This window comes from Priestia sp. ST2, assembly GCF_055810735.1.
Genome location: NZ_JBVVNT010000001.1, coordinates 759,874 through 773,138, shown reverse-complemented (window position 1 = coordinate 773,138; position 13,265 = coordinate 759,874). Strand labels below are relative to the sequence as shown.

General features: G+C 38.9%; 13 protein-coding genes. All 13 read right to left on the bottom strand.

Annotated elements, in window-relative coordinates; all coding sequences use genetic code 11:
* Window positions 1-81 precede the first annotated feature (81 nt).
* The 13 genes from AC0KUU_RS03940 to yfmF all read right to left on the bottom strand — a co-directional run bounded on the left by AC0KUU_RS03940 (window position 82) and on the right by yfmF (window position 13,198).
* Window positions 82-999, bottom strand: a complete 918-nt coding sequence (locus AC0KUU_RS03940) for a dipeptidase (RefSeq protein ID WP_162214893.1) — start codon at window positions 997-999, stop codon at window positions 82-84.
* 75 nt (window positions 1,000-1,074) lie between these two features.
* On the bottom strand, window positions 1,075-1,335 hold the full coding sequence (gene spoVS, locus AC0KUU_RS03935; RefSeq protein ID WP_003181955.1) for a stage V sporulation protein SpoVS: 261 nt from the start codon (window positions 1,333-1,335) through the stop codon (window positions 1,075-1,077).
* 223 nt (window positions 1,336-1,558) lie between these two features.
* Window positions 1,559-2,356 carry a TIGR00282 family metallophosphoesterase gene (locus AC0KUU_RS03930; protein ID WP_043976551.1) on the bottom strand — a complete coding sequence of 266 codons (798 nt, stop codon included), beginning with the start codon at window positions 2,354-2,356 and terminating at the stop codon, window positions 1,559-1,561.
* 81 nt (window positions 2,357-2,437) lie between these two features.
* Entirely contained in the window at window positions 2,438-3,997 is a 1,560-nt protein-coding gene (gene rny, locus AC0KUU_RS03925; protein ID WP_043976549.1) for a ribonuclease Y, read from the bottom strand.
* Window positions 3,998-4,277: 280 nt separating this feature from the next.
* Window positions 4,278-5,315, bottom strand: coding sequence for a recombinase RecA (recA, locus tag AC0KUU_RS03920; RefSeq protein ID WP_013058804.1), 1,038 nt, complete (start codon window positions 5,313-5,315; stop codon window positions 4,278-4,280).
* 199 nt (window positions 5,316-5,514) lie between these two features.
* Window positions 5,515-6,756 (bottom strand): competence/damage-inducible protein A, encoded by a 1,242-nt coding sequence (locus tag AC0KUU_RS03915; RefSeq protein WP_322552392.1) that lies wholly within the window; start codon window positions 6,754-6,756, stop codon window positions 5,515-5,517.
* A gap of 16 nt (window positions 6,757-6,772) precedes the next feature.
* The gene (gene pgsA, locus AC0KUU_RS03910) at window positions 6,773-7,357 is read right to left on the bottom strand and encodes a CDP-diacylglycerol--glycerol-3-phosphate 3-phosphatidyltransferase (RefSeq protein ID WP_013058806.1); all 585 of its coding nucleotides are present in this window, start codon (window positions 7,355-7,357) and stop codon (window positions 6,773-6,775) included.
* Between the two features lie 144 nt (window positions 7,358-7,501).
* A complete protein-coding gene (locus AC0KUU_RS03905) occupies window positions 7,502-8,500 on the bottom strand; it encodes a helix-turn-helix domain-containing protein (RefSeq protein ID WP_322552393.1) in 999 nt (332 codons plus the stop codon).
* 12 nt (window positions 8,501-8,512) lie between these two features.
* Complete coding sequence (locus tag AC0KUU_RS03900; RefSeq protein WP_013058808.1) at window positions 8,513-9,304, bottom strand: DUF3388 domain-containing protein; 792 nt, start codon at window positions 9,302-9,304, stop codon at window positions 8,513-8,515.
* 213 nt (window positions 9,305-9,517) lie between these two features.
* Window positions 9,518-9,778 (bottom strand): DUF3243 domain-containing protein, encoded by a 261-nt coding sequence (locus AC0KUU_RS03895; protein ID WP_013058809.1) that lies wholly within the window; start codon window positions 9,776-9,778, stop codon window positions 9,518-9,520.
* 65 nt (window positions 9,779-9,843) lie between these two features.
* Window positions 9,844-10,569 (bottom strand): elongation factor P 5-aminopentanone reductase, encoded by a 726-nt coding sequence (ymfI, locus tag AC0KUU_RS03890; RefSeq protein ID WP_162214894.1) that lies wholly within the window; start codon window positions 10,567-10,569, stop codon window positions 9,844-9,846.
* A 63-nt stretch (window positions 10,570-10,632) separates the two neighbouring features.
* Entirely contained in the window at window positions 10,633-11,916 is a 1,284-nt protein-coding gene (yfmH, locus tag AC0KUU_RS03885) for an EF-P 5-aminopentanol modification-associated protein YfmH (protein WP_322552394.1), read from the bottom strand.
* Window positions 11,903-13,198 carry an EF-P 5-aminopentanol modification-associated protein YfmF gene (yfmF, locus tag AC0KUU_RS03880; RefSeq protein WP_013058812.1) on the bottom strand — a complete coding sequence of 432 codons (1,296 nt, stop codon included), beginning with the start codon at window positions 13,196-13,198 and terminating at the stop codon, window positions 11,903-11,905. The genes yfmH and yfmF overlap by 14 nt, the downstream gene beginning before the upstream one ends.
* Window positions 13,199-13,265 lie beyond the last annotated feature (67 nt).

Below are 13,265 nucleotides of genomic sequence, written 5' to 3'. Positions count from 1 at the left end.
TTCTGTCTTTACATGAGGCATTAGTATATAAATAACTTCTATAAAAAAGAGCTTTTCCAAGAAGAAAAAGCTCTTTTTTTATTAGCTGCATACACGATCAGCAAAGTTTTGAAACAGAAAACGTTTTACCTGCTCCTCAGTGTAATGCTTAAGGAGTTCTTCGATTAAATTCGTATACTGTTCATATCTTCCGAGACGATGAACCGTTTTGTCAATGCCGTCAAAGTCAGAGCCAAAACCAACGGAGTATTCGCCTCCTCTTTCACACATGTAATCAAGATGACGGATCACATCCGCTATTTGCGCTTTGGCAGAACTCGTTAAAAATTCAGGCACAAACGTAATGCCAATCACGCCGTTTCGCTTTATTAAAGCATGAATTTGATCGTCTCTTAAATTCCGCGGATGAGAACACAATACGTGTGAATTGGAATGAGTAGCCACTACATATTGTGCTAGCTCAATCACATCCCAAAAACCTCTTACCGATAAATGAGATACATCCGTCCACACTTTATGTTCATTATTCAATTCAACAACTTCTCTTCCAAAAGAAGATAACCCCGCGCCTCGAGGTTCTAAAATACCGTCACACACGGCATTGCTATAATTCCATGTCAAACCTACTGAGCGTACACCCAGTGAAAACAGTGTCTTTAAGCGAACTAAACTGGTATCAATGGCATCGCAGCCTTCAAGCGTCAGCATTGCTCCTATTTCACCTTTTTTCAAGCTATCTATATCGCGTTTTGAACGAATCCATTTCACACCGGGAAGCGATAAAATATGACTTTGAAACAGCTGGATCATTTCTAACGCAACATCAAAGCGCTGAGCTGCCGGAACCGCTTCTGGAATATAAATAGCGAATAGCTGAACTTTCCCGTTTGCTTTTTTTATTCCTTCTAACGTCACATGCAGCGCTGAATCATATGTAAAAGATAAACGTTTATTTAACCAGAGCTTCATCAATACATCACAATGAGCATCAAATATCACAACCCACACCCCTTTAATTCTATACAAAAAGGACCTGTTTGGCTTCTATGCTTTACAGGTCCGTGGTTTTTATAATTATCGCGGCTCTACAATTAATTTAATGGCTGTTCGCTCTTCTCCATCAATTTGAATATCTGTAAAAGCTGGGATGCAGATTAAATCAACCCCACTTGGTGCAACGAACCCTCTTGCGATTGCTACAGCTTTTACTGCTTGATTAAGCGCCCCGGCCCCAATGGCTTGAATTTCTGCTGCGCCGCGTTCGCGCAGCACGCCTGCTAAGGCACCAGCAACTGAATTTGGATTAGACTTTGCTGAAACTTTTAATATTTCCATATCTAGCTCCTCCTTATTCTTTACAATGTATGATGAGAGATCATTAGACCAATGACTTAATTGATTTCAATGTTACTATATTCACGATATGTCAAACGTATTCCTGCTTGTTTTTCCTAAATATTCAAAAACTTATATTTCTACACCTTTCTTTTTTCTTTTTACGTTTTTGACAAAATAAAAAAGCCAACGTATCGTCTTTCGACACATTGACTTTTTCCCTTTATTCAAAAAACGGATGGTCTTCGTTAATTAAAATTCGCTCTGTTTTTGTTGCTTTCCCCGTCTTTTGATCAATATCAATAACGATTCCACTAAGCTGCGTTCTTCCTTCTTTTGGCACTTCAAATCGAACAGGAAGAGACGTTAAAAAACGCTTAATAACAGCTTCGCGCTCCATCCCTAAAATGCCGTCATATGGTCCCGTCATCCCTACGTCAGAGATGTAGGCTGTTCCTTTTGGCAATATACGATTGTCAGCTGTTTGAACATGCGTATGAGTGCCGACAACAGCGCTGACACGACCGTCCACATACCAGCTAATCGCTTGCTTTTCACTTGTTGTTTCAGCATGAAAATCAATAAAAATGAGCGGAGTGCGCTGACGTGCTTCCTCAATCAGGTCATCTGCTTTTTGAAATGGACAATCAAGCGGAGCCATAAACGTGCGCCCTTGTAAATTAATCACGGCTACCTCAAGCTGATTGTACGTAAAATACGTAATTCCCTTGCCAGGTGTACCTTCAGGAAAATTAGCTGGACGAACAAGATTTTTTGCATCGTCAATAAAATCAAAAATTTCACGTTTGTCCCACGCGTGGTTACCAAGGGTAATAATATTAGCCCCTGCTTGCAAGAACTGACGATAAATCTTTTCAGTAATGCCTTTTCCTGAAGCTGCATTTTCTCCATTCACAATTGTAAGTCCCGGAGAGTATTTTCTTTTTAATCTTGGTAAATATTCTTCAACCATTTCACGGCCTGGAGAACCAACTACGTCTCCGATAAATAAAATTCTCATGTAAAAGCTCCTATACTTCATTCTTAATCTGCATCTTCATCTCTACGAAAAAAAATAAAGTGGCGAAACGCCACTTCATTTTTATTTTGCATACTCTACTGCTCTTGTTTCACGAATAACGGTTACTTTGATGTGGCCAGGATAATCCAGCTCATCTTCAATTCGTTTTCGGATATCTCGAGCAAGTCGATGCGCTTCTAGATCACCAATCGTATCTGGTTTCACCATAATACGAACTTCACGCCCTGCTTGAATCGCAAATGATTTTTCAACGCCTTCATAAGACTCTGAAATTTCTTCTAACTTTTCAAGACGACGAATATAGTTTTCTAACGTCTCACTGCGAGCACCTGGTCTTGCAGCAGATAATGCATCCGCTGCTGCAACTAGTACAGCAATGATTGATGTTGGTTCTGTATCTCCATGGTGAGAAGCAATCGCGTTAATAACAACCGGATGTTCTTTATACTTTGTAGCTAATTCAACACCGATTTCTACGTGACTTCCTTCTACCTCATGGTCAATTGCTTTACCAATATCATGTAACAATCCTGCTCGTTTGGCTAACGTTTCATCTTCACCTAATTCAGCAGCCATAAGTCCTGATAAATACGCTACTTCCATTGAATGTTTCAGCACATTTTGACCATAGCTTGTTCTGAATTTTAAGCGACCAAGAATTTTCATCAAGTCTGGGTGCAACCCGTGAACACCGACTTCAAACGTCGTTTGTTCACCAACTTCACGAATATATTCGTCCACTTCACGGCGAGATTTTTCAACCATTTCTTCAATACGCGCGGGATGGATACGACCATCTTGAACGAGTTTATCAAGTGCAATTCTTGCTGTCTCACGACGAATTGGGTCAAATCCTGATAAAATAACTGCTTCTGGCGTATCATCAATAATAAGATCAATTCCTGTCAAAGTTTCAAGCGTACGGATGTTTCGACCTTCTCGACCGATAATTCGGCCTTTCATTTCGTCATTTGGCAAGTTAACAACTGAGACAGTCGTTTCAGCAACATGATCTGCTGCGCAACGCTGAATAGCAAGTGAAAGAATTTCTTTCGCCTTTTTATCGGCGTCTTCTTTTGCACGGTTTTCTGTTTCTTTTACCATTATTGCAATATCGTGGGAAAGTTCATTTTCAACACGATCTAAAATAATCGCTCTTGCATCTTCTCTTGTTAAGCTTGAAATGCGCTCTAGCTCTGTTTGCTGTGCACGTACTACTTCTTCAACTTTGCTTTCCATCTCTTCAATATGCTGTTGTTTAACAGTAAGAGAATCATCTTTCTTTTCAAGTAACGCTTCACGTTTATCAAGTGATTCGTCTTTACGATCAAGATTTTCCTCTTTTTGCATTAATCGATTTTCTTGTTTTTGAAGTTCTGCTCGACGATCACGAATATCTTGTTCTGCCTCTGTACGAAGCTGATGGATTTCATCCTTCGCTTCTAGTAAAGCTTCTTTTTTCAAAGCTTCCGCCTCGCGGGTTCCTTCATCGATAATTTGTTCTGCACTAGACTTTGCTCCCGCAATTTTAGCTTCAGCAATCGATTTACAAACAAAAAAGCCAACAACTGCACCGACGATTAGGCCAAGCAAAGCGAAGATGATTGTATTAGTATCCATCATTTCACCTCCCCTTGCTATAAACTTGTAAGTTTTAAATTTCATGTCGGCATGTACATCGTATTCACCTTTCAATATACACACAAAGGCTTTTAAACGCTAAAATGTTTTAAAAAGGGAAAATATACATCTTAATTGTAAATCTGTGCATTTTTATTGTCAAGCCTGCCTCTACAGTATATATTGAAATTTCGTATGTTACTTTTCTATCATTAACAATTTTTACAAAAAAAAGACCCCTTCTTTGAAATAGAGGAGTCTTTTTTTATCTCGCAGCAAATTAAATATTTAAATCGCCTTGATCGTCATCCTCAGGAGCTGGCTCTCCATCTTGGTCTAAACCATGATGTTCACGCACTTGTCCCGCAATTTCCTGACGAATATCAGTATTTTCTTTTAAGAATTGTTTTGCATTTTCACGACCTTGACCTAGACGCTCGTCATTATATGAATACCAAGATCCACTTTTTTGAACAATATCTAGTTCAGAAGCGATATCCAAAATTTCACCCTCTTTTGAAATACCTTCTCCGTACATAATATCTACTTCAGCAGCACGGAAAGGCGGAGCTACTTTGTTTTTCACAACTTTAATTCTTGTTTTGTTACCTACAATATCGTTTCCTTGCTTTAACTGCTCTGCACGACGCACTTCTAGACGCACTGAAGAATAGAATTTAAGCGCACGTCCACCAGGAGTTGTTTCAGGATTACCAAACATAACGCCGACTTTTTCACGAATTTGGTTAATAAAGATAGCGATTGTTTTAGACTTGTTGATAGCTCCAGATAGTTTACGCAATGCTTGAGACATTAAACGAGCTTGTAGACCCACGTGAGAGTCTCCCATTTCTCCTTCAATTTCCGCTTTTGGCACTAATGCTGCTACTGAGTCAACAACGATAATATCTACTGCACCGCTTCGAACTAAAGCTTCAGCGATTTCTAAAGCTTGTTCTCCCGTATCAGGCTGAGATAATAATAGCTCATCAATATTCACACCTAATTTTTGAGCATATACAGGATCTAACGCGTGCTCCGCATCGATAAATGCAGCCTGTCCGCCCTGCTGTTGAACTTCTGCAATCGCATGAAGAGCAACTGTTGTTTTACCTGAGCTTTCTGGACCATATACTTCAACTACACGTCCACGTGGATATCCACCTACACCTAAAGCTATATCTAACGCTAATGAACCACTTGGAATTGTAGAAATTCTTTTTTCCGTTTGTTCACCTAATTTCATAATTGAACCTTTACCAAATTGCTTTTCAATTTGTTTTAAAGCCATATCAAGGGCTGCTTGACGATCGTTCACTCAATTTCCTCCTCTATCTCTTTGAAATCATCTATAAACTGCAAACTTACTACGATGTAGTAGCAATGTCGAATTAACAACTTTCTATAACTTACTATACTAGTTTTTGAGTCGTTTGACAAGCAAAAAGCGAATAAATGTTCGTTTATTATTTTATAAAAAAAAGGCTGTTTTGGAAAAACCAAACAGCCTTTTTTCTTTATTTCTTTATCATCTTTAATACGTAATGACAGCCATAATTAACCGTTCGTGAACGAATCCCCTGGCGGCTTCCAGATAGCTGCAGGCTGTAAACTTGAGGAGCTTGATCTTTATAGGCTACCCCTATATATACTGTTCCTACAGGATGTCCTTCTTGTTTGGAAGGTCCAGCTACACCTGTAAATCCGATGCCAATATCCGTTTTGCATAACTGTTGAATACGCTGAGCCATTTCAGCCGCGCACTGCTCGCTAACGGCTCCGTACTGATTCAGCGTGTGTTCGCTCACTCCGAGGATATTTTGCTTGATTTCATAATGATAGGCGACCAGGCTGCCTTTTACAGCTTCTCCAGCACCTGAAACAGTTGTTAAACGTTCGCTGAATAAACCGCCGGTTAAACTTTCGGCTGAAGCAATCGTCAAGCCTTGCGCCGTTAATTCTTTTACCAATTCATTATGTAAAGAAGTTGCTTCGTATCCATATAAATACTCGCCTACGCGCTCTGAAATGGTTTTTTCCACTTCGTCTAACATGCGCTGTGCTTCAGCGGCATCAGCGTGCTTAGCAGTTAAGCGAAGCGTCACTTCTCCATCTCCTGCTAGCGGCGCAATCGTCGGGTTGGTTTGCGCATCAAGCAAATCTTCAATTTCCGTCTCAAGCTGTGATTCTCCTATTCCGAAAAAGCGAAGAACGCGTGATTCAATACTTTCTTTTAATTCAAGCTTTTGAGCTAAAAATTCTTGACCATACGATTCATACATTGGATAAAGCTCTTTTGGAGGCCCGGGGAATAGCATATAGTGTTTTCCCTCTACCGTAAGCCCCATACCTGGAGCCATTCCGTAATCGTTAGGAAGCACTGCCGAACCTTCTAGCACAATTGCCTGTTTTTTATTGTTAGGTGTCATGATACGATTTGACTGTTTGAAATAGGCTTCAATGCTTTCAAGTGCTTCTGCATTTGTTGTCAGCTCTACTCCTAGCACACTCGCAATTGTTTCTTTTGTTAAATCATCTTTTGTAGGACCAAGCCCGCCTGTGAAAATAATTAACTCCGCACGCGTTTGAGCTGTAGCAATCACTTCTTTTAAGCGCTGTGCATTATCTCCTACTACCGTATGATAGTAAACATTAATTCCAAGTTCGGCTAATTTTTTCGATAAATACTGAGCGTTTGTATTGGCAATTTGTCCAAGCAGCAGCTCAGAGCCGACTCCAATAATTTCAGCGTTCATCATATCATCTCCATCTTACTTATTTTGAGTTAACAAAAGCCTGTTTGTTTTTAGCAAAGTAGTCCCAGCCTGAAATAACCGTAAAAATCACTGAGATCCAAAGCATTACGCTAGCAAATGGAATGGAAACCCATTCAAAAGGCAAGTTATACAACAGAATAGCTGAAATAGCTAAAATTTGAGTCCATGTTTTAATTTTACCTAACATATTTGCTGCTACAACTTCTCCTTCCCCTGCTAGTACAAGTCTTAAACCAGTGATAGCAAATTCCCGGCTAATAATGATGATAGCAGCCCATCCTGCACCTGCAATTAAATCTAAGTCAACAATAGCTACAAGCGCAGCTGAAACCAATAGCTTGTCTGCTAGTGGATCTAAAAATTTGCCCAAGTTCGTGACTAAATCGTACTTTCGAGCATAGTATCCGTCTATCCAGTCTGTTGTAGATGCAATAATAAATAATGCTGCCCCTAATAGGTGAGCGATCGGAATCTCTTTTCCTGCCGCCTCTACTGTGCCAAATGGTAGCGGCACCATCATAAAAATGAGGAATACGGGAATTAGAAAAATCCGCGAAATGGTAATCTTGTTTGGTAAATTCATTTCTTCTGCCTCCAATTACTGTTACAAAATGAAAGCGTGCAAACGAAGTTGTTTGCACGGCTTTGGTTTTATTATAGCGTGAATGAGTGATTAATTCACATATTATCTTTATTTACACCCTGATCACTTTTTAAAACAGGGTGTTTACTGTGCTTCTGCCGGCTGATATTGAATCGTTACAACTTGTCGAACTTGCTTGGATGAATCAAACGGCAAGTCAACCGCTTTTCCATTTACTTTTAACTCTACCCCAGGTGAATAACCGATGTTGACGCGAGCTTCAGTTTCTTTCGTCAAATCAAATTCTTTTGTTTCACCTTTTTTTAGAATGGAGCTAAAGAAAGCATTTCCTTTTCCATTTTTCACATCTAACCAAGTATCTGCTTGAGTGGATGTTACTTCTAGATTAAATGCATCTGCACCGGAAAGAGCATACGTAGCACTTCTGCCTGTTTTTTGAACTTCCTTGTATTCTTGTTTACCGCTGTCTTTCTTTTCTTTTTCAGCTTTTTCTTTCTCAGCTTTTTCTTTCTCAGCTTTTTCTTTTGCGGCTTTTTCTTTTTCAGCTTTTTCTTTTTCTTGTTCTTTCTTATCAGCAGCACTTTGTTCATCTTCTGAGTTGCTATTGTCATTTTTTGCAGTAGTTTCATTCGTTTCTTCCTGCGTGTTAGACTGCTGAACTTCGCTGTTTGGAGCTTCTTGGTTAGCCTGCTCCTTGTTTTTATCCGAGACGATATTTTGAGCGATTACCCAAATAATAATCCCAACAACTACAACTCCCGCCACCACTAGAACAGTTGGAAGGTAGTCATATGCTTTTGAAACTCCTTTTGTATGCTGAGGAATTTCTTTGCGGCTGCGAACGCGCGAAAGCTGCTGCGGCATGTCTTCTGTTTGAGTTGAAGGAATGTCTGATTTGTATTCTTCAAAAATAGCATCTGTGTCCAACCCAATTGCTTCGCAGTATTGCTTAATAAACGCTCGTACGTAAAATTTCCCAGGCATAACCTCATAATTGCCTTCTTCAATGCCAAGTAAATAGCGTTTTTGAATTTTCGTTAGTTTTTGTAAATCTTCTAACGACAATCCTTTGCTTTCTCGTTCTTGTCTTAACCTTTGTCCTAACTCTGTCAATGCTAACACCTACCAATTATGCTAAAAATCAAACATCGATAATCCACCGTCTTGAAACATTTGAGGACCTTCCATTATTTCATATGTAATTTTCTCATTGGGGTCGTTTCTTATTTCAATAATGTAGGCAAAATCATCTAACGAATACTCGGTATTTTGTACAAATACATCCGGATGCTCCACAATTTTTGTCGCGGGTACATTCATTACTTCTCGTACAAGCTGCCAGTGCTTTTCATTCGCTCGTTTTGTCGATACAATCCCGTCAATAATAAAAATATTATCGGCGTTGTATTCGTCAGCAATAAGCTGACTGCGAATCGTTTGTTTTAAGAGTGTAGAAGACACAAAAAGCCACCTTTTGTTCGCACATACGCTAGCTGCTACAATGGATTCGGTTTTGCCTACTCGCGGCATACCTCGAATGCCGATAAGCTTATGACCGTCTTGTTTAAACAGTTCCGCCATAAAATCTACGAGCAAACCTAATTCATCTCTTACGAAACGGAACGTCTTTTTATCATCTGCGTCCCGCTGAATATAGCGGCCGTGACGCACTGCTAACTTATCACGCAATTTAGGCGGTCTCATTTTTGTCACAATGATATTATCCATTGTTTTCAAAATAGATTCAAGCCTGTCTATTTGCTCATGTGAATCACAGCGCAGCAATAATCCGCGGCGAATATCATCCACTCCATTAATTGTGACAATATTAATTGACAACATTCCAAGAAGCGATGAAATATCACCTAAAAGACCCGGACGATTTTTTTGTATTTGATATTCTAAATACCACTCAATTTTCTCCATCAAACCCCTCCCATTTCTTGGCTGGCCTTCGAGAGGTGCCCCCTTTTTTTCACCTAGTTTAACTATAAATGATTTCCATTCTATTATAAACCCTAAAGACAAGTAGTTCTACATTTGTTATGTATGTAAGCGCTTATTTATTTGTACTATTTATTTCTAAGAAAAAAGGAGCTCTCACACGCGGTGAATTAGCTCCTTTTTAGAAACGATAACTTATTTTACTGATCCGTTATTTTGAACTAATTTCACCATGCTGCTCGCAATCGCATGCTGCTCTTCTTTAGAAGCAACGCTCCAAAGGTCTGCTAAAATTCGCTCTTGATCATTTTTTGCATCAACTTGGTTTGCTAAATATCCACCAATTTGATAAGCAAGATCATGAATAACTTCTTCTTGCATTCCTTCGTTTTGCGCATGATGTAAACGGTCGCCTAAAAAATCTTTCCAGCTATCCCAATTTTCTAATACTGACATGAGTAGCCCTCCTTAAGGTTTATTCATATCATAGTTTGTACCTTGTTTTTGATTTTATGCACACTTTATATGTACCAGCCGCCATTAACCGATAATATTTGTCCCGTTATGTAGGAAGCTCGTGAAGATATTAAATATGAAACCGCCTCTGCCACTTCTTTTGGATATCCTATTCTTCCTAAAGGGATCTCTTCAGCCAGCTCTTTGACCTCTTCTTTTGAATAGCTGGCCATCATATCCGTTTCAATCGCTCCGGGCGCAACTCCATTTACTCGAACCCCACTTAGTGCAACCTCTTTCGCCAAAGCTTTTACAAATGTATTTTGTGCACCTTTTACCATTGAATAAAGGACTTCAAATGAAGCTCCTGTAAGTCCCCAAATGGAAGAAATTATGATGATTTGTCCGCTTTTAGCACTAATCATTTTAGGTAATAAAGCTTTGGTAATAACAAAGGGAGCCGTGATGTGAAGATAGATCATTTCTTCAGTTTCTTTTGCCGGAGTATCTGTCATTAACCCGCTAACGCTTCGTCCGCTGTTATGAATAATAACTTCTACCGGAACAATAATTTCCTCTAAAAACTTCTCCACTCCCTCTTTACATGATAAATCCGCTTGTACCGTAAACACGGTTTTTACCTTTTCAGCAAGCTCATGTGCAAGCGCCTCTATTCTGTCTCTTCGTTGATGGTAATGCAAAATAAGCGAATATCCATCCTCAGCCAATTGCTTAGCAATCGCTGTGCCAATTCCTCCGCTTGCACCTGTCACAAGGGCAAATTTCTCCATAACCTTCTCTCCTTTACATGCAAAAAAGCTGATGAACATCAGCTTTTTTGGCAACAATCATCTTTATTTAGGTACTACTTCACAAACCGTAAAGTTCTTTTCATCAATAATCTCGTTTAGCACATCTTTTATTTCGTTCACCTTCAGTTTTTCCAGCGTTTCAACAATATCAAATAAATTCATATCATTAAATGCATAGCGTGTAAACTGATTAGCGATAAACTCAGGTGAGTTTAATGAACGTAAAAATCCGCCAATTTTCTTTTTACGGATACGCTCAAGCTCCTCTTCTGTTAGTGATTTTGTTTTCATTTCAAGTAAAATTTGTTTAACTCGATCATACAGCTGCTCCGGTTGGTCCGTATCTCCTCCGATAAGAGCAAAACCAAATCCTCTTTCCTCCGTATAATCATAAGCAAATGTTTCATCAATGAGCCCGTCTGCATATAATTCCTCATAGTACGAAGAGCTTTTTCCAAATGCGTAATCTAAAATAATATTCATTGCTAACTCATATTTAAGCATTTCTCCACCTGAACGCTGCGGATTTTTCGCTTTTAGACCCACCATACATTTAGAAGACTGCACCGGCATTTTTAGTACTTGTTTTTCTTGATCCACCGTTTCAGGCTCTTCGTCAAAATAACGCTGTATGTCAGAGATTTCTTTATAATCTTTTTTCTGCTGATTGTCTCGGACTTGCTTCATTACTTTTTCCGCATCAACAGGACCTACAATGAACAACAGCATGTTGCTTGGATGGTAGAACGTTTCATAGCATGTATACAGCAAATCTTTATTAATATGTGAAATCGATTCGATTGTGCCGGCAATATCAATTTTAACAGGGTGGTTTTTGTACATATTTTGAATGGTGCCAAAATACAAGCGCCAGTCCGGATTGTCGTCATACATTGTAATTTCTTGACCGATAATGCCTTTTTCTTTTTCGACCGTTTTTTCTGAGAAGTACGGCTCTTGTACAAAGTCCACTAATGTTTCAAGGTTTTCTTCAAAATTTGACGTACAGCTGAATAAGTAAGCTGTGCGGGTAAAAGAAGTAAATGCATTGGCCGAAGCGCCTTGTTTACTAAACTGCTGAAAGACATCCCCGTCTTCTTTTTCAAATAATTTATGCTCTAAAAAGTGTGCGATTCCGTCCGGAACTTTTGTCATTTCATTTTCATTTAGCGGTACGAATTGATTGTCAATCGATCCGTAGTTCGTTGTAAAGGTAGCAAACGTTTTGTTAAACTCCGGCTTTGGCAAAATATATACCTGTAGCCCGTTATCCATTTTTTCATGATACAGCTGTTCCTGAAGCTGCGAAAATTCAATTTTCTCCATTTTCTTCACCGCCCGTTCCTGTTAAGAAATAAATTGTATCCATTTCAATTTTCTCAGCCACTTTAATAATTTCCTGCTTAGATACCGCATCAATATGCTTTAAGTATTCGTCAATTGAAATGTCTTTGCCTGTTAATTCATTATGATACATAACCTCTACTAGTCCTCGTGGAGTATCCACCGTTTCAAGCAGCTGATTGTGAATGACGGCTTTTGTTTGAGCGATTTCGCCGTCTGTGAACGACCCTTGCTTCATCTCCTGCATTTGTTCTTTAATAATGGTCACGGCTTGGTCGTAATTTTTAGCATCAATACCCGACATGACCATCAGTAACCCCTTATGACTTTCTACCCTTGAAGCGGCATAATAGGCTAAGCTTGCTTTTTCACGCACATTGATAAATAGCTTAGAATGTGAGAAACCTCCGAATATACCGTTAAATACTTGCAGAGCAAAATACTGTCTATCTCCGTATACAACATTTGTGCGGTAGCCAATATTTAATTTCCCTTGTTTTACTTCTTGTTTTTCCACTACTTCATTTACTTTTGAGATATCTTTAGACGTAATAGAATCTTCAATGTCTTTTTGCTCGCGCTTTGGTAACGTAAATGTTTCTTTTACTGTTTGTAAAACCTCTTCGACTTGCAAATCTCCAATAGCATAAAGGTGAATGGCATCTTCTTTTAACACCTGCTGATAATAGGCGTACAAACTTTCACCTGTAATTTCTTCCACGTCGTCAATTTGACCGTTTACATGTAAAGAGTAAGGTTCTTCTTTACACATTTCTTCGACTAGTCTTAAATTAGCATAGCGCATTTTATCATCAAATACGGCTTGAATTCTCTGACGAAGCGAACGCTTTTCTTTTGTCATAATATCCTTTAAAAAAGAGTCCCCTTCAACTGCTGGCTTTAATAAAATATCGCCAAGAAGCGCTAACGCTTTTTGCAAAAGCGGAGTTGAATCTTTCAAATATTTTTCATTCGCTATATCAATGCGAATCGTAATATCGTGGTTATCACCTTTTTTTGTTAAGTCTACTTGTAAAGTAGCACCATAAAGCTCATCTAAATATGTACGAAGCTTTGTCGTAGACGGCAGCGACTCGGTAGCGCTTTGAAGCACATAAGGTAAAAGGGCACGCATTGTCACCGTTTTCTTATCTAAAGGGGCATTTAGTTTTAAAATGAACGTGTTTGTTTTGTACTTAGCTGTTTGAATGGTATGAACAGTCAATCCTTCTAGTTCATGTTTTTGTTCAGTCAATAATTTCATATATAAACCTCCTTTTAAATTTTGATGTATTAACTAGACAATACTTCTATTTTGAATCTTTAACGCT

Coding starts and splice junctions, on each gene's coding strand:
- AC0KUU_RS03915 (WP_322552392.1), bottom strand. CDS start 6,756: ATGATGAACGCTGAAATTATTGGAGTCGGCTCTGAGCTGCTGCTTGGA.
- ymfI (WP_162214894.1), bottom strand. CDS start 10,569: ATGGAGAAATTTGCCCTTGTGACAGGTGCAAGCGGAGGAATTGGCACA.
- AC0KUU_RS03900 (WP_013058808.1), bottom strand. CDS start 9,304: ATGGAGAAAATTGAGTGGTATTTAGAATATCAAATACAAAAAAATCGT.
- AC0KUU_RS03895 (WP_013058809.1), bottom strand. CDS start 9,778: ATGTCAGTATTAGAAAATTGGGATAGCTGGAAAGATTTTTTAGGCGAC.
- yfmF (WP_013058812.1), bottom strand. CDS start 13,198: ATGAAATTATTGACTGAACAAAAACATGAACTAGAAGGATTGACTGTT.
- AC0KUU_RS03930 (WP_043976551.1), bottom strand. CDS start 2,356: ATGAGAATTTTATTTATCGGAGACGTAGTTGGTTCTCCAGGCCGTGAA.
- yfmH (WP_322552394.1), bottom strand. CDS start 11,916: ATGGAGAAAATTGAATTTTCGCAGCTTCAGGAACAGCTGTATCATGAA.
- rny (WP_043976549.1), bottom strand. CDS start 3,997: ATGGATACTAATACAATCATCTTCGCTTTGCTTGGCCTAATCGTCGGT.
- pgsA (WP_013058806.1), bottom strand. CDS start 7,357: ATGAATTTACCAAACAAGATTACCATTTCGCGGATTTTTCTAATTCCC.
- spoVS (WP_003181955.1), bottom strand. CDS start 1,335: ATGGAAATATTAAAAGTTTCAGCAAAGTCTAATCCAAATTCAGTTGCT.